13 protein-coding genes are annotated in these 15,773 nt (G+C 74.0%); 4 read left to right on the top strand and 9 right to left on the bottom strand.

Features of this window, described 5'->3' with window-relative positions; all coding sequences use genetic code 11:
* Positions 1-155: 155 nt before the first annotated feature.
* The 4 genes from G011_RS0109770 to G011_RS0109755 form a co-directional block, all read right to left on the bottom strand.
* Positions 156-1,436 carry a sugar ABC transporter permease gene (locus G011_RS0109770; RefSeq protein WP_013153869.1) on the bottom strand — a complete coding sequence of 427 codons (1,281 nt, stop codon included), beginning with the start codon at positions 1,434-1,436 and terminating at the stop codon, positions 156-158.
* Positions 1,436-2,233, bottom strand: coding sequence for an ATP-binding cassette domain-containing protein (locus G011_RS0109765; protein ID WP_017564314.1), 798 nt, complete (start codon positions 2,231-2,233; stop codon positions 1,436-1,438). The genes G011_RS0109770 and G011_RS0109765 overlap by 1 nt, the downstream gene beginning before the upstream one ends.
* A gap of 88 nt (positions 2,234-2,321) precedes the next feature.
* The gene (locus tag G011_RS0109760; RefSeq protein ID WP_019608300.1) at positions 2,322-3,464 is read right to left on the bottom strand and encodes a sugar ABC transporter substrate-binding protein; all 1,143 of its coding nucleotides are present in this window, start codon (positions 3,462-3,464) and stop codon (positions 2,322-2,324) included.
* Positions 3,465-3,876: 412 nt separating this feature from the next.
* Positions 3,877-5,052, bottom strand: coding sequence for an ROK family transcriptional regulator (locus G011_RS0109755; RefSeq protein WP_019608299.1), 1,176 nt, complete (start codon positions 5,050-5,052; stop codon positions 3,877-3,879).
* A 110-nt stretch (positions 5,053-5,162) separates the two neighbouring features.
* Here G011_RS0109755 and G011_RS0109750 point away from each other — a divergent pair, with 110 nt between their 5' ends.
* A complete protein-coding gene (locus G011_RS0109750; RefSeq protein WP_019608298.1) occupies positions 5,163-5,771 on the top strand; it encodes a uridine kinase in 609 nt (202 codons plus the stop codon).
* 17 nt (positions 5,772-5,788) lie between these two features.
* On the opposite strand, the gene G011_RS29650 is transcribed toward G011_RS0109750, so the two are convergent.
* Positions 5,789-6,679, bottom strand: coding sequence for an alpha/beta hydrolase (locus G011_RS29650; protein ID WP_019608297.1), 891 nt, complete (start codon positions 6,677-6,679; stop codon positions 5,789-5,791).
* Between the two features lie 165 nt (positions 6,680-6,844).
* Here G011_RS29650 and G011_RS0109740 point away from each other — a divergent pair, with 165 nt between their 5' ends.
* On the top strand, positions 6,845-7,501 hold the full coding sequence (locus G011_RS0109740; RefSeq protein WP_019608296.1) for a TetR/AcrR family transcriptional regulator: 657 nt from the start codon (positions 6,845-6,847) through the stop codon (positions 7,499-7,501).
* Here the strand turns inward: G011_RS0109740 and G011_RS0109735 are convergent.
* The 4 genes from G011_RS0109735 to G011_RS0109720 all read right to left on the bottom strand — a co-directional run bounded on the left by G011_RS0109735 (position 7,491) and on the right by G011_RS0109720 (position 14,175).
* Complete coding sequence (locus G011_RS0109735; protein WP_231391412.1) at positions 7,491-8,183, bottom strand: potassium channel family protein; 693 nt, start codon at positions 8,181-8,183, stop codon at positions 7,491-7,493. The genes G011_RS0109740 and G011_RS0109735 overlap by 11 nt on opposite strands.
* A 105-nt stretch (positions 8,184-8,288) precedes the next feature.
* Positions 8,289-10,607, bottom strand: coding sequence for a serine/threonine-protein kinase (locus tag G011_RS0109730; protein ID WP_026338176.1), 2,319 nt, complete (start codon positions 10,605-10,607; stop codon positions 8,289-8,291).
* Between the two features lie 204 nt (positions 10,608-10,811).
* Positions 10,812-12,173 (bottom strand): hypothetical protein, encoded by a 1,362-nt coding sequence (locus tag G011_RS0109725; RefSeq protein WP_019608294.1) that lies wholly within the window; start codon positions 12,171-12,173, stop codon positions 10,812-10,814.
* Positions 12,163-14,175: a hypothetical protein gene (locus G011_RS0109720; protein WP_019608293.1), complete on the bottom strand. Its 2,013-nt coding sequence runs from the start codon at positions 14,173-14,175 to the stop codon at positions 12,163-12,165. The genes G011_RS0109725 and G011_RS0109720 overlap by 11 nt, the downstream gene beginning before the upstream one ends.
* Before the next feature lie 348 nt (positions 14,176-14,523).
* Between G011_RS0109720 and G011_RS0109715 the strand changes: the two genes are divergently transcribed.
* Together G011_RS0109715 and G011_RS0109710 are read left to right on the top strand one after the other, a co-directional pair.
* Entirely contained in the window at positions 14,524-14,775 is a 252-nt protein-coding gene (locus G011_RS0109715; protein WP_019608292.1) for a hypothetical protein, read from the top strand.
* 560 nt (positions 14,776-15,335) lie between these two features.
* A complete protein-coding gene (locus G011_RS0109710; RefSeq protein ID WP_019608291.1) occupies positions 15,336-15,599 on the top strand; it encodes a hypothetical protein in 264 nt (87 codons plus the stop codon).
* The last annotated feature ends 174 nt before the right edge of the window (positions 15,600-15,773 follow it).

Below are 15,773 nucleotides of genomic sequence, written 5' to 3'. Positions count from 1 at the left end.
CGGCCCGCGCGGGCAGGGGCGGCGGCACCGGGCACGGCGGGCGGCACGAGGGCCCGGCCCGGCGCCTGGGGCGCCGGACCGGGCGGGAGGGGGGCGGGGACGGCGGGGAGTGGGCGCCGTCCGCCGCCCGGGGGTGGCTCGTGTCGCCGTGCCGGTCAGGCGCCTCCCCTGGCGTGGGTCTTGCGTCCCCGGCGGGAGACCGAGTCCAGGATGACCGCGATCAGCAGGACGGCGGCGGTGATCATGAACCGGACCGAGGTGTCCATCTGGAGCAGCAGCAGGCCGGAGGTGATCGCGCCCAGGACCAGGCCGCCCAGCAGGGCGGAGTAGGCGTTGCCGCGCCCGCCGAAGAGGCTGGTGCCGCCGATGACCGCGGCGGCGATGGCCATCATCAGCTCCTCGCCGCCGCCGGTGGCCACGCTCGCCGCGAAGTTGCGCGAGGTCAGCATGATCCCGCCCAGGGCGGCCAGGGCGGAGGCGATCCCGAACACCGAGATGCGGATCATGTCCACGTTGATGCCGGCGCGGCGCGCCGCCTCGGCGTTGCCGCCGACGGCGTAGACCATGCGGCCGTAGCGGGTCTTGCGCAGGACCAGGTCGAGCACGACCACGAAGCCCACGAAGATCAGGAAGGCCAGCGGCACGCCCTTGTACTGGTTGAGCACCCACACCGCGACCAGGATCGGCACGAACAGCAGGGCCGCCCGGAAGAGGATCTCGGTCCAGGGCTTGTAGGGCAGGTTGGCCTGGCGCCTGCGCCGCTCCACCGCCGCCACGGAGACCACGTACAGGACGACGGCCAGGACGGCGAGCGCCCAGCCCACCACCGGGACGAAGAAGGTCTGCGTCAGCAGCGAGATCGGCCCGCTCGGGCTGGTGTTGATGGTGCCGTCTGCGCCCATCAGGTACAGGTGCAGGCCCTGCCAGCCCAGCAGTCCGGCGAGGGTGACCACGAAGGCCGGTACCCCGAGTTTGGCGAAGACGACGCCGTGGAGCAGGCCCACCACGAGGCCGACGGCCAGGGCCGCGCCGATCGCGAGCCATTCCGAGACGCCCTGTTTGACGGCCAGCACGCCCAGGACCGCGGCGGCCAGTCCGGCGACCGAGCCGATGGACAGGTCGATCTCGCCGAGCAGCAGGACCATGATAACGCCGGTGGTCATCAGGCCGATGGCGGCGATCTGCACCGTCAGGTTGGACAGGTTCTGCGGCGACAGGAACCGGTCGTTGGCCGACTGGAAGACGACGGCGATGAGGATCAGGCCGACGACCACGGGGATCGGGCCCAGTTCGCCGCCGCGCAGGTTGCGGCGCAGGGCGTCGAGCCAGCCCTTGGGCGAGGCCGCCGTGGTCAGCAGGCGCGGGTCGCGCTTGGACTCGGCGGAGCCGCCAGCACCCGTGGCGGGCGCCTTGGAGACGGGGGTCTGCTGGGTCATCACTTGTCCTCCGTGGCCAGGGCCGAGGCGCCGGTGCGCTCGGAGCGGCGGCTGACCGGGTTGTCGGCGGCACCGGTGATGGCGGCCACGATCTCCTCGTAGCTGGTCTCCGCGACGGGGAAGTCCCCGGCGTTGCGGCCCAGGCGCAGGACCACGGCGCGGTCGGCCACCGCGCGCACGTCGGCCATGTTGTGGCTGATCAGCAGTACGCCCAGGCCCTGGTCGCGCAGGCGCTCGATGAGGTCGAGGACCTGGGCGGTCTGGGCGACGCCCAGGGCGGCGGTGGGCTCGTCGAGCATCACCACGCGCGGCTTGCCCAGCAGGGAGCGGGCGATGGCGATGATCTGGCGCTGGCCGCCGGAGAGGGAGGCCACCGGGACGCGCAGGCTGGGGATGCGCACGGACAGCGAGTCCAGCAGCTCCATGGCCCGGCCCTCCATCTCGACCTCGTCGAGGGTGCCCGGGAAGTGCAGTTTCTCGTTGCCCAGGAAGAGGTTGCCGACGATGTCCAGGTTGTCGCACAGGGCGAGGTCCTGGTAGATGGTGGCGATCCCCAGGCGCTGGGCGTCGGAGGGGGCGTTGATGCTGACCGGTTTGCCGTCCCAGGTGATGACACCGCCGCTGTCGGCGGGGTGCGCTCCGGAGATGACCTTGACCAGCGTGGACTTGCCGGCGCCGTTGTCGCCGAGCAGGGCGACGACCTCGCCCTCGCCGACGTGGAAGTCGACGTCGCTCAGGGCGCGGACGGCGCCGAAGGTCTTGGAGATCCCGGACAGTTCCAGGACTGGTGTGCTCATGCGTTCGCTTCTCTTCTCTCGCCCTGGCCTGGGACGGCGGGGCGGCGGGGCGCCCCGCCGTTCCGGGCCCGGAACGTCCGCACCGGCTCTACAGGGCTTCCTGGCAGAAGTCCGTGTCGGCGTAGTCGTCGGTGCAGATCTCCTCGATGCTGTAGATCCCGTCCGAGACGACCGTGTCGCCGACGTTCTCCGCGGTGACCGCGATCGGCTCCAGCAGGACGGCGGGGACGGTCTCGCCGCCTCCGTCCTCGACCTCGGTGAGCGTGTGCTCGCCCAGCTCGGGGTCCTCGCCGGTGGCCAGGCCGACGGCCATGGCTGCGGCGACCTGCGCCTCGGGCTGGATCGCCTTGTAGACGGTCATGTACTGCTCACCGGCGATGATGCGCTGGATACCCGCGAGCTCGGCGTCCTGTCCGGTCACCGGGGGCAGGTCCTCCACGCTCACGCCCGCGCTGCGCAGGGCGGAGATGACACCGGAGGCGATGCCGTCGTTGGCGGCGTAGACGCCGGTGATCTCGTCCAGGCCCAGGGAGGTGATGGCGCCCTCCATCTGGGCGTTGGCCTCGTCCGGCGACCACTCGGGGGTGTCGAACTCCTGGCCGACATCGATCTGGTCCTCGAAGACCCCCATGGCCCCGGCCTTGAAGCTGGCGGCGTTGGGGTCGGTGGGCGAGCCGTGCATGACCACGATCGAGCCGTCACCGGTGGTGCCCTCCTCCTCCAGGGCCTCCAGCAGCGACTCGGCCTGGACCTGGCCGACGCGGTTGTTGTCGAAGGAGACGTACATGTCCGCGCCGCCCTCGGCGAGGCGGTCGTAGGCGATCACGGGCACGCCCTGGGACTTGGCCTCGTTGACCGTCCCGGCCGCCGCGGCGGCGTCCACCGGGTCCAGGACCAGCACGTCCACACCGTCGGTCAGCATGGCCTGGGCCTGGGTCTGCTGCTCACTCACGGACTGGTCCGCGTTGGCGTAGGAGATCTCGCAGTTGGGGCACAGTTCGCCCATCGCCTCCTCGAAGAAGGGACGGTCGAAGGCCTCGTAGCGGGCCGTGTGCAGGTCGGGCAGGAGCAGTCCGACGTGGAAGCCCTCCTCCACGGTGTGGGTCTCCTGCTCGGCCTCGCCGCCGGTGGTCGTGAGCGAGCCGCAACCGGAGACGAGGAGGGCGAGAGCGGCTCCCGCGGCGGCGAAGCCGGCAGCCGTGTGCCGCGGTGTGAAGCGTCGTGCGTTCAACGCTGGGTACCTCTCATGACGGGGGATGGGGCGGTGGAACTCGCGAGTGGTGGAGTGAAGTCAAACCCCGCCGCCACCTTGCCGTCAACTCCTGAACACATAACCGAAACATCACGGGCCTTGCGTTCAGAGCGTGAAATCACGGAAAACCCAGGCCAGAGCGGGGTTCTGGTCGTGTGAGCTCACGTGAAGGAGTTTCGGTTTTTACCGAGTGACGGCCCGTTCCGGCACTGACCTCGGTGTTCGCCGCCTCGTCAGCCTACGTGCGCGCCCCGTCGGGCCCGGGGGCCGCCCGCCGTCCGACCTGCCGCGGGTCCCGCCGGGGGCCCGCGCTCCCCCGTCACGGGAACGCGGTGCCACCGCGTGGCGCCTCCGCGTCACCGGTGGTACCGGAAACCAGGTCTCGGACTGTTCAGCTCGCCTGTTGGGCGGCCATGCGCAGCGCCCCGTACAGCGAGGCGTCCCTGCCCAGCGCGCTCGGCACCAGTTCGAGCCGGTCCAGGGCGCTGCTCAGCGAGCCCAGCTCCATCGACCGGCGCATCGGGTCCAGCAGCAGGTCACCAGCCTGGGCCAGCTCCCCTCCCACGACGACCCGGTCCGGGTTGAACAGGTTGGCCACGATCGCGGTGCCCTGGCCCAGCGCGGTGCCCGCCTCGGCGATGATGCGGCGGCTGCCGGGGTCGCCCTCCAGCGCCGCGGCCACCATGTCCGGGATCCGGACGGGGTCGGGGCCGCGGGCCACGTCGGTGTTCTGCGGCAGCATGTCCAGCAGGTAGCTCGCGCCGACGAAGGTCTCCAGGCAGCCCCGGTTGCCGCAGCGGCACACGTGCCCGCGCGGGTCCAGCGCGATGTGCCCGATCTCCCCGGCCGTGCCGCCCGCGCCGCGGAAGAGCTGGCCCGACATCATGATGCCCGCGCCCACGCCGTCGTTGAGGACCAGGTGGACCACGTGCTCGGCGCCCACACCCGCGCCCCGGTGCTGTTCGGCCAGGACCGCGAGGTTGGCGTCGTTCTCGGCCAGCACCTCCAGGCCCAGCCGCTCGGTCAGCTCCCTGGCGGGGCGAAAGCCCGCCCAGCGGGGCAGGCAGGAGATACCGCCGACCTCGCCGGTGCCGGGGTCGATCGGCCCCGGGATGGAGGCCACCACCGAGGACACGGTGCCCCGGTCGACCCGGCTGCGCAGCAGGATGGTCTCGGCCAGCCAGGCGGCGCGGCGCACCCCGCGCTCGGCGTCGGAGGCCACGTCGTAGCCGATCTCCTCGCGGGCCAGCATGTTGCCGTCGCTGTCGCCCACCGCGACGCGGACGCTGTCGGCGGCGAAGTCCACGGCCACGACCGCGCCGGGCTGGCGCACGAGGGTGATCGCCTTGGCCCGGCGGCCGTTGGAGGAGGTGTCGCGCACCAGGACCGTCCCGGCGGCGCGCAGGCCGCGGACGATGTTGGAGACGCTGGCCGCGGACAGGCCGGTGGCCCGGGCCAGCTCGGCCTGGGTTCGGGTGCCCTCGCTGCGCAGCACGTCCACGACCCGCCGCTCGTTGGCCCGGCGCAGGGCTGACTGTGATCCCGGTGTCGCGGCGGCCTCGGTCACCAGGTGCCCCTCCCCCTGCTTTCGTGGCCGCGTTTCGGCGCTGTTGCGAGGAATGCTACAAGCAATGAACGCAAGCTGGAACTTCGCATCCGCCGCGTTAGGGTCCGAAGGTGAGCAGAGCACGCATCAGCACCGCCGAGCCGGGGTGGGCCGGCCTCCTGGCCGAGGCGGTGCCGCCGCCCGCCCTGGCCCCGGGCCGAACGCGCGCCGTGGCGGTCGAGGGCCGCTCGGGCGCGGGCAAGAGCACGGTGGCCGACGCGCTGCGCTCGGCGCTGGTCCGGCGGGGCGAGGCCGCGGCCCTGCTGACCATGGAGGACCTCTACCCGGGGTGGCGGGGCCTGGAGGAGGGCTCGGAGCTGCTGCGCGAGTGGGTCCTGGCCCCGCTCTCGCGCGGGGAGCGGGCGGCCTGGCGGCGCTACGACTGGGAGCGGGGGGCGTTCGCGCGGGAGTGGACGGCGCTGCCCGGCGACGTGGCGGCGGGCGGGGTCCTCGTGGTGGAGGGCGGCGGTTCCGGTGCCGCCGCCGTGCGCGGCCTGCTGGACCTGCTGGTGTGGGTGGAGGCGCCCGACGACGAGCGCGCGCGGCGGCTGGACGGCCGGTGGGACGCGTCGGTCTACGCGCCGCACCGGCGGACGTGGGCGGAGCAGGAGGAGGCGTTCCACCGGCGCGACCGCCCCCGGGAGCACGCCGACGCGGTGGTCGCCAACCCCGCCCGGTGACCGGCCGCCGGGTGCGGTCAGGTCCCGACCGCTCCCGGCACCTCCCCCTCGCCCCGGGCCGGTTCGCCGGGCTCACGGACGAACCCGGTGATGGCGTCGAGCACGGCCGGGTCGCGGAGCAGCGCGCTGTGCCCCAGGCCCGAGGTGGTGACCAGGCGCGCGCGCCCGTGGTGGGCGGCCAGCGTCAGGTGCGACTGCGCCGTGGGGACGACGGTGTCGTGCTCGTCGTGCAGCAGCAGGAGCGGCTGGGTGAGGGCGGTCCCCTCTCCCACGGAGAAACGGGTCCACACGGTCGGATCGCCCCCGAAGTGGTGCCCCTCGATCGCCCGGCGCAGGGCCGCGACCGCGCGGGGGCCCAGGCCGAGCGCCGCGGCGAAGGTGTGGACGGTGAAGGCGAAGTCCGACACCCCGGACACCAGGACCGCCCGGTCGGCCTCGACCCCCTCGCGCAGGGCGTGCGCGGCGAAGGGCGCGCCCAGGGAGTGCGCGACGACGGCCGCGAAGCGCCCGTGGCGGGACTGGAGCAGGCCCATGATCTCGCGCGCGTCCAGGATGGTGCCCACCGGTCCGGGTGTGGCCCCGTGACCGGGCGCGTCCCAGGAGACGGGGCTGTAGCCGAGGTCGAGCAGCCGCCGGACGAGCGGCGCGAAGCGGGAGGCGCGCGACCTCCAGCCGTGGACGAGCAGGACGGGGAGCGCGCCGTCGCCCCAGGAGTAGGCGGCCACCTCCCATCCGCGTACCCGCAGGGTCTGGACGCGGGCCCGCTCGTGCAGGTCCAGGTCGGCGGCGGCGACGGCGCGCGGGCGGCCCGCGTGGGACCACAGCCGGCGCAGCAGCCTGCCGGCCAGGCGTGGGGCGGGCACGGCGACCGCGTTGAGGGCCGGGCCGACGAGACGGGTGGTGTTCACGGGGGGCTCTCTTTCCGGTGGGGAGACTGGCATCATAAAACTATACGAACGATCGTATTATTTGTTTGGCATGACGCCTCCGTCAAGAGGCTTGTATCCTGATGACGTAAACGACCGACCGTTCACTCTTCGCCCCTGCGGGCGAAACCCGGGGGAAGGGCGCGTATGACCGCACGGACCGACGGACGGCTGCAACGGGGCGACCAGACCCGCAGGGCCGTGCTGGAGCACGCGGTGCACACGGCGTCGGTGGAGGGCCTGGAGGGCCTCTCCCTGGGACGGCTCGCCAAGGAACTCGGGGTCAGCAAGAGCGGGGTGTTCGCCCACTTCGGTTCCAAGGAGGAGTTGCAGCTGGCCACCCTGGAGGCCGGACGCGCCGTCTTCGTCCGGCACGTGGTGCGCGACGCCCTGGAGGTGCGCCCCGGGGTGGAGCGGCTGTGGCGGTTGTGCGTGGACTGGATCGGCTACTCGCGCGGGCGCGTGTTCCGGGGCGGCTGCCTGTTCTACACCGCCATCGCCGAGTTCGAGTCCCGGCCCGGGCGCGTCCGCGACGCGCTGCGGGAGAGCAGCCGCCAGTGGCGGGACCTGCTCGCACGCACCGCGGAGGACGCCCGCCAGCTGGGCGAGCTCTCCGAGGGGACCGACCCCGCGCTGCTGGCCTTCGAACTGCGCGCCTTCATGGAGACCGCCAACTCGTTCTCCCTGCTGGAGGACGACCTGGAGACCCCCTACGCCGCCGCGCGCGCCGCCATCGCCGCCCGCCTGGACTCCCTGGCCGTCCCCGGCGCCCCGCGCCCCTGGGCCGGACCGGTCAACCCGTGACCGCGCCGCCCTCCTCCCGGCGCGGGCCGGTGAAGACGCCGACGAGGCGGGCCACGACCGTGGTCAGGAACAGCGTCCCCACGACGCCCTCGGCCGCGGACAGCGAGCGCGCCCACGCCGAGACCGGCACGACGTCACCGTAGCCCGTGGTGGCCAGCGTGACGTAGGAGAAGTAGACGAACTGCTGCCAGGTGACCCGGCCCCCCGGGTGCGCGGAGTCGGCGAAGCTCCCGGGCCACAGGCTCTCCAGGGCGCCGAACACCGTGGTGAACAGACCGCCGAGCAGCAGGTAGACGCACACCGCCGCCAGGACGATCTCCAGCTCGTGGGTCCGGCTCCGGCGGTAGACGAACCGCAGCAGGAAGTACATGAGCGCGAGCTGGAAGGCCGCTCCCGCCGCGAACATCGACACCAGCGCCGCGCCCCCGCCGCCCGTCGCGCCGACCCAGGCCGCGCAGCAGAGCAGCGCCGCGCCCGTGGCGGCGGTGGGGGCGATCCGGTCGTGCGCCCCGCGCACCAGCACGACGCCGGAGAGCACCACTCCCACGTAGGCGACCAGGTAGAGCCCCGTCCAGACGGGTCCGTGGAGGGTGACCGGGTACCCGAACTGGAGCAGGACCACGAACCCCAGGAACGCCCCCAGGCGCACGGGACGCCCCGGACCGCCTCCTGCTCTGCGCACGGTCCCCACTCTGGCACGGCCGCTCCGCGGGGCGGCGGAGGCCGCGCCGGGCCCGGGTGCGGACCGCACGGCGCGGGCGCCCGGGTCCGGTCCGCGCGGCGCGGATCAGCTCCGCCCGCAGATCTCCCTGGCCCTGCGCAGGTCGCCCTGGATACGCGCGACCCCCGACGTCAGCTGCGGCAGCTGCGCCGCCGCGCCGTTGAGCTCCTGGGAGCGCTGGTTGCGCCGGGCCACGCCGCCGGAGACGACCCGCACGGTCACCTCCAGGGCGATGGCCCCGACCAGACCGAGCAGGCCCACGGACATGAGCAGACCGGCGGGCCCCTCCAGACCGTTGCCCGCCGCCATCCCGACGAGCAGACCGGCGGGGATGCCGAAGACGGCGAACCGGCAGAGCCGCAGCCCCAGGAGCAGGCGCTCCTGGAGCCTGACCCCGCGGCGCAGGTCGGCGTGGTCGGCGCTGACCTTGTTGTGCCGGGTCTCCCAGCTCCGCCGCTGCTCGGCCAGTGACCGCATGGTCGACAGGGCGCCGTAGACCACGGCCCCGTACCCGGCGCTGACGGGCGTCGGCGCGCTCTCGACGCGGCCCCAGAGGATCGACACCCACTCCCCCAGGCCCGTGTCGCCGCCGTCGCCGGGCGGCACCAGGCGCTCGGGGCGCAGCAGGAAGGCCAGGATGAGGGCGGCGCTCACGTTGACGCGCGCCGCGCGCCAGCCCTCCAGTTCTCCGGTGAGCTGCTCCTGGAAGGCGTTGGCGGCCCGTTCGGCCTCGTCGAGCTGATCGGCGAGCCGCATCAGGTCGGCGGAGTCGGCGCCGTGGTGGGCGCCCATGGTCCTGAGCACGCTCGGGCGGGCCATCAGGACCATCTCGTTGGCCTTGGGCGCACCGGTGAGCAGCGGGCGCGGGTCGTCGAACATCTCGCCCAGCTCGGCCACGGTGGCGCCCCGGCCGCGGAAGATCGGCGGCAGGTCGGGACGCAGCTGTGAGACGAACGAGGCCAGCGCCAGGTTGGCGTCGTTGTTGACGTGTCCCCGGAACAGGGACCGGTCCACCGTGGTGTCGCCGAGGTCGTTGACGAGCCAGGCTCCCAGGGCCGCCCGTTCGGCCGGGTCGCTGAAGACCTGGACGGCCGCGCTCCAGTTCTGCTGCATGGCCTCGGCCAGCTCGCCCGGGTCGGTGAAGCGGATGCCGTGGAAGTGGTACGGGGGCACGCCCGACCGGTACGGCGGGGTGTGGGGGCCGCTCACCGCACCCGTCTCGAACGCCCGGGAGTAGGGCGGCGGGGTGTGGGGACCGCTCACCGCGCCCGCCCCGGACGCCGGGGTGTGGGGCGGCGGGGTGTGGGGCGGCGGGGTCGTGGAGTACGACGGCGCGGACGGCGGCGCCAGACCGGCCGCGGCGGCGCCCGAGGCCATCTGCGTGTAGGCGCGGGTCGCGTCCGCCCTCGCGGTGTCCGCGGGAGCGACCCGGGTCGGGTCCACCGGGACCGGAGGGGCCACGCGGGTGGGGTCGGTCTCCACCCGGGTGCGCGCGTCGGCCGGAGGCAGGACCCGGGTGCCGCCGTCGCCCGTCGCCGGACGCGCGGCCGTGCCCTCGGCGGGCGCGGAGATCAGCAGGTTGAGCAGGGTGGTGGCGTCGGGGCGGCGGTCGGGGTCCTTGTCCAGGCAGGAGCGGACGATCCCGGCCAGCGGCTCGGTGAGGGGGCCGAGGTCGGGCTCGCCGCCCAGGATGCGGGCGATGCGGGAGGCCTGGGTCGGCCCGGGGAAGGCCTCGTGCCCGGTGGCGGCGTAGACGATCACCGACCCCCAGGAGAAGATGTCCACCGCCGAGGTCAGCCGCATGCCCTCCAGCTGCTCGGGCGCCATGTACCCGATCGTGCCCACCACACCGCTGGCGGTGACCGAGGTGCTCTCGACCGCGCGGGCGATGCCGAAGTCGATCACGCGCGGCCCGTCCGCGGCCAGCATGATGTTGTCGGGTTTGAGGTCGCGGTGCACGACCCCGGCCGCGTGGATCGCGGCCAGCGCGGTGGCGGTGGAGACGGCCAGGCGGTGCAGTTCGACGCCGCTGCGCGGGCCCGCGGTGGCCACGGCGCGCTGGAGCGTGGGACCGTCGATGAACTCGGTGGCGATCCACGGCTCGGCGGCCCCGGGGTCGGCGTCCAGGATCGCGGCGATGCAGAACCCGCTCACCCGCCGGGCCTGCTCGACCTCGGTGCTGAAGCGGCGGCGCATCTCCGGATCCCCCGCCCAGCTGGCGTGCAGGATCTTGACCGCGGCGCGACCGCCGTCGGGGTCCTCTCCGAGGAACACCTCGCCGAAACCGCCGCGCCCCAGCGACCGCACCAGCCGGTACTTCCCCGCCGTGCGGTCGGAGGGCTGACCCGCCCCGCCGCTACCCCTCTGGACGTGCTGGTCCTCCACCAGGCCACCCCGTATCCGTCGTCATCGCTTCCCCCGGCGGACCCATGACGGGCCCGTGGGAACTATAGCCACGTTTCGGTCGGCCCGGACCCGGGGACATGGGCGGGCACCGAAGTCCCGTTCCCTGTGGTCCGATGCCGTGCGGGGGCGAAACGTTCTCTCCCCGTGCCCGTCCGAATACCTCTCCGCCTCACGGCCGGACCGTCAGCGGGCCCGCCCCCGGGGCCGGTGGTCGCCGCGCTGGACGCGCTGGACGAGGTCGTCGGTGAGCGTGCCGTAGCCGGTGGCGGCCCACACGCTCTCCTCCGCGGGCACCTCGTAGTAGGGCACCGGCGCGCCCTCGTGCTCGGCGGGCAGGACCACGGGACGCGCCCGGTTGCGGACGGCCTTGGCGCAGTCGGCGCACAGCGGGACGCGGATGGTGCGCGTGCCGCCGAACTCCCGCCAGGGCGTCACCTTGGTGTTCGTGCCGTGCAGCGGGTTGGCGTAGCAGTGGCGGCGCCGGACGGCGGAGCGCGCGCCCCCGGCCGCGCTCTCCAGCGCGTCCTCGGCCATGTCGAGCAGCACGAGCACGCCCACGGCGTCGGGCAGGGTGGCCCCCTCGGCGGCCATCCGGTCGTGGACCGCCGCGGCGGCGGAGCGGGCGTCCAGGGCGCGCTGGAGGCTCTGGCCCGACCTGGTGTCGGACCCCTGGTCCGCGTCCATGCGGCTCAGGCGCTCGCCCACCTCGATGAGGTCGCGCTCGCCCTGTTCGACCAGGGAGTCCAGCTGGGCGCGGTCGGCGTTGTCGAAGGCCGCGTGCTGGGTGATGGAGGCCGCCCTGCGCCTGCCCACGCGTGCGGTGAGGCGGCCGCGCACGAACAGCGCCAACAGGATCGCGAGCAGGACCGCGATGACGGCCCCGACCGCGAACAGCGGGCCGGATCCCGGACCGCTCCCCTGCCCGGCGCCCCCGCCCATGCCGGTGATGTGGGGGTTGGCCTCCTCGTAGGCCTGGAGGGCCGCCTCGTAGGCCGCGCGCGGGTCGTCGGACAGCGCGGCCTCCACGGCCGCGTCGGCCTGCTGGAGCATGGAGCCGTCGAAGTCCGTCCCGTAGGAGGCGGCCAGGGCCCCGTGGTGCGCGGGGGCCGCCTCCTGGACACCGGGACCGTAGTCCTCCCCGTGGAACCCCGACACCTCGTCGTAGGCCAGGTAGTGCGCCTCGCCCCCGCCCCTGCGGTCGTGCACGACCGACACGAGCGTGGCCGCGTCCCCGTTCCAGACGTCGCCGGACGTCAGGGGCACCGCGATCACGTACAGGTCCAGGTCGGAGGACTCGATGACCCCGGCGACGCGCTCCTGGTCCTCGGCCGGGAAGGCGGACTCGTAGGCGGGGTCGACGTAGACCGGCGACTCCTCCAGCGCGTCGGCGATGGCCTGGGTGCGGTCCTGCGGGCCCTGGGCGCCGGGGTCCTGCGCGCCCGACTCCTGGGCCAGGGCACCGGTCGCGGGGTACAGGAGCAGCACGGCGCAGGTCGCGGCCAGCGCCCGCGCCGCGTACCGGGCCGGTGGGGAATCAGCGGGCATCGATCTCCTCCAGGAGCCTCTCGGCCATACGCGCGGGGTTCTTGGCCCCGAAGCGGTACTCGACCCACGCGCGTTCGTTCATCGACAGGTGGTCCCGCCGCGTCCCCGCGCCGTCGCGCACGCGCAGCACGGCGGCCGTGCGCTGCTGGTCGGTCAGGTCGGCGCACGCCCGGCACACGGGGAACAGGCCCCGCCGCTCCCGTGGCCCGGCGCGTTCGAACGCCTCGGCGGGGCCGTGCAGGGGGTTGACCATGCACGGGGAGGTCTCGGCGGAACCGGGGTCCGCCAGGGCGGCGTGCGCCCTGCGGGAGACGACCGCCACGCCGACCAGGTCGAGGTCGTCGGGATCGGCGTCCATGACCATCAGCGCCGCCTCGACGGGGGGCATCATCGAGACGGGGAGGCGCCCGGCCCGGTCGGAGGAGACCAGGGCGGCCAGCCGCGCGCGCTCGCGCTCGGCCGTGCGGCGCAGGGCCCGCGGGGAGGGCTGGACTCGGCGCCGCACGCGCGAAGCCCGTACCAGGGCCGCCGTCCCCAGCACCGCGCCCAGCAGGAGCGCGCCGACGACGGGGCCCAGGAACAGCACTCCGGCCCAGAAGTCCTCCCAGAAGCGCACCGTCCGCGGTTCGGGCACGGTCGCCGAGCTGTCGTACGGAGGCGGCGGGTCCCCCGCCTCCGGGTCGCGCGGAACCTCCTCCACCGCCTCCAGCAGCAGGGCGAACTCCTGCGCCGGGGTTATGGCCGCGCCCTCGTCCAACGCCTGGCCCAGGTAGTAGGAGTCCAGGTCGGTACCGAAGGCGAGCACGGTCGTCTCGGGCGTCTCCTCGTAGGACTCCTGGGTGATGACCGCGTAGACGCCGTCCTCGCCCAGGACGTGGCGCATCGCGTGCGCGAACCGCGCCGGGTCGCCCTCGCTCTCGTCGGTGTCGGCCATCGGCAGGAGGACCGCGTACACCGGGACGGAGGAGCGCTCCGCGCGCTCGGCGACGTCCGCGAGCCCCTCGCGGGACAGCGGGCTCAGGGGGTCCACGTAGAGGGGGCCGCCGCCGAGCCCGTCCACCACCCGTTCCACGCGCACGGTGGAGGTCACGTAGGGCGGCTGCGACCGGGCCTGCTCCAGGGGGTCGGGGCGTTCGCTCGCGCCCAGGGGCACGCTGTCCATGTAGTACAGGGCTCCGGCCACACCGGCGGCGGGCAGGGCCAGTCCGAACAACGCGGCGACCGCGACCGCGACGACCGTGCTGCCGCCCCGGCGGCGTGTCCACCACACGTGGAAGAGGGACAGGGTGAGCAGCGCGCCGGTCGCGGTGCTGACCAGGAAGCCGAGGTTGCTGGGCCCGACCGACGCGGTCGGGTCCAGGTCCTCCAGGAACTCCTCCCAGGCCGTGGGGCTCCGGTAGGCGTCCTGCTCCGCGGAGTACTCCTGCCGGAGGCGGTCGGCCGTGGCCTGCGCGTCCGGGTCGGTCAGGGCCGCCGTGAAGGCGTCGGCGACCTCGTCGAGCGGGGCGCCGTAGTAGTCCAGCTCGGAGGAGTAGCGCACCGCGTCGATGGCGGCGTCCACCGGCAGGTCCACGCCCGCGGCCCGGGCCAGGGGAACGCTGTCGGGCTGGAGCAGGACGTAGAGGCCCTCCGCGCCGACCCGGTCGATCAGGGCGGGCAGCATGTCCCCTCCCCACCGCGGCTCGGTGCCGGGGAAGGGGCTGGCGACGACGTGGTAGGGCACGTCCAGGGCGCCGAAGGAGTCGTGGAGGTCGGCCTCCAGCTCCTCCAGGTCGTAGCGGCCGGCCAGGGCGTCGTCCACGACCACGGCGGCGCCCTCGGGCTGTTCGGCCAGCAGGGCGGCGTAGTGCTCCGCGGGGGTCACACGCTCCTCGCGGGTCCCGGTTCCGGGCTCGGGCTGCGCCGAGGCGGGGACGGCTCCGAGGACCGGAAGGAGGATCAGCAGCGCCGGGAGGACGACGGCCGGCATGAGCCGGAGGAGGGGGCTGGTGGGGCCGGGCATGCGGTGAGCATAGCGGAGGTTTACGGACATCAGCCGGGGTGGGACCGGTCCCCGGCGGCGGACGCGGACGGGTCGGGAAGACCGGGAGGCCCCGTCCCGCAGGGGATCCGGACGCCGCGACCGGCGGCTTCGGTACGCTCCGCACACGCTTTTTTGCTGAATGTCCCGATTTTGGAGTTTAGTCAGCTTTCTGGTGTTCCCCCTTGGCCCGTCCGGCCGCAGGCTGGGAAGCGGGGAGAACGCCCGGTGGTTCCACGCGCTTTCGCACCTCGCGGACAGCGCCGACCTGCGACCGCCCGCACGGCGTCGGAGTTCCCCGCACCAAGCCACGAAGGGAAACCCACTGTCATGCAGAAGAAGACCCTGCGCCGCATCGCGATCACGGCCGTCGCCGCACCCGCCCTGGCGTTCGGAGCACCGGCTCTGGCCTCGGCGGACGCGTACTACGAGGTGGAGTCCAGCGGCGCCAACTCCCACGGGGCGTACAACTACGAGCTCGAGGCCTTCGCCGGTGACGGCAAGTCCTGGTTCGAGGAGTCCTTCAACGTCGCCGGCGAGGGCGGTGCCTACTCCTCCAGCACGGAGAGCGGCGCCGGCTAGGGTCGCAGGCTCACGATGACGGCTCCCGGTGCCGCACGGCGGCGCCGGGAGTTCGTGTGTCCGCGACCGGGCGAAGGCCTCGGCGCCCGGGACGGTCCGACCCTGACGCGCGGGGCCGCCCACCGGCGGCTTCGATCCCGCGCGGCGCCCGAGGGACCGACCCGGGCACGCGGGGCCCACGTGGGACCCCGGTGGTGGTGAGATGTCCGGGGTTTACCCCCCGACGCCGCCGCGAGCCCCCTTTCGGGCGCCCCCGAGGACGCTCCCGCACGTCCCGCCGAGCGGAACCCGCGCCAGCGCGCGGATGCCGCCGCCGACCCGGCTCCCCGGCGGCGCCTCGAAGGCACGCGGGGCGCGACATCCCGATTTTGATGTTTGCGCAGATCCCCAGTGTTCCCTCTTGGGCCGCCCCGGCGTCAGGATGAACAAAGAAGACAAAAAGGACGAAAGGGACGTAGTCCGGCGATGTCACGCGTCCAGCACCGCGCCGACGGTGCGGCTGGAGGCGGGGCACGCTCACGGCCGTTCCCCGCACCGAGCTTCGAAGGGAACCCACCACCATGCAGAGGAAGACCCTGCGCCGCTTCGCGTTCACCGTCGTCGCCGCACCCGTCCTGGCGCTCGGGGCTCCGGCCCTGGCCTCGGCGGACAGCTACTACTCGTCCAGCTGGTCGGGGGCCGGTGGAGACGGTGCGTACAGCTACGTGGTCAAGTCGGGCAGCGGCCACGGCCACGGGCACGGCCACAGCTGGTACTACCACTCCTGGTCGCACGCCGGACCCCACGGGGCCTACCACTCCAGCGTCAGCAGTGGCAGCCACTGACACACAGGACGCGAGGGACGACTCCCGGCGCCGCACGGCGGCGCCGGGAGTCCGCGTGTCCGGGACGGAACGGACACCTCGACGTCCGGGACGGTCCCGCCCCGGACACGGGACGGTCCCCCGCGGCCTCCTCGGCTGCGGGGGACCGGGACCAGCTCCTGACCCGGGCCCGGC

Origin of the sequence: Nocardiopsis sp. CNS-639, assembly GCF_000381685.1 — a bacterium.
Classification (GTDB): Bacteria; Actinomycetota; Actinomycetes; order Streptosporangiales; family Streptosporangiaceae; genus Nocardiopsis; species Nocardiopsis dassonvillei.
This window is presented reverse-complemented; position numbering and strand designations above follow the sequence as displayed.

Coding starts and splice junctions, on each gene's coding strand:
- G011_RS0109770 (WP_013153869.1), bottom strand. CDS start 1,436: ATGACCCAGCAGACCCCCGTCTCCAAGGCGCCCGCCACGGGTGCTGGC.
- G011_RS0109765 (WP_017564314.1), bottom strand. CDS start 2,233: ATGAGCACACCAGTCCTGGAACTGTCCGGGATCTCCAAGACCTTCGGC.
- G011_RS0109740 (WP_019608296.1), top strand. CDS start 6,845: ATGACCGCACGGACCGACGGACGGCTGCAACGGGGCGACCAGACCCGC.
- G011_RS0109725 (WP_019608294.1), bottom strand. CDS start 12,173: ATGCCCGCTGATTCCCCACCGGCCCGGTACGCGGCGCGGGCGCTGGCC.
- G011_RS0109720 (WP_019608293.1), bottom strand. CDS start 14,175: ATGCCCGGCCCCACCAGCCCCCTCCTCCGGCTCATGCCGGCCGTCGTC.
- G011_RS0109715 (WP_019608292.1), top strand. CDS start 14,524: ATGCAGAAGAAGACCCTGCGCCGCATCGCGATCACGGCCGTCGCCGCA.
- G011_RS0109710 (WP_019608291.1), top strand. CDS start 15,336: ATGCAGAGGAAGACCCTGCGCCGCTTCGCGTTCACCGTCGTCGCCGCA.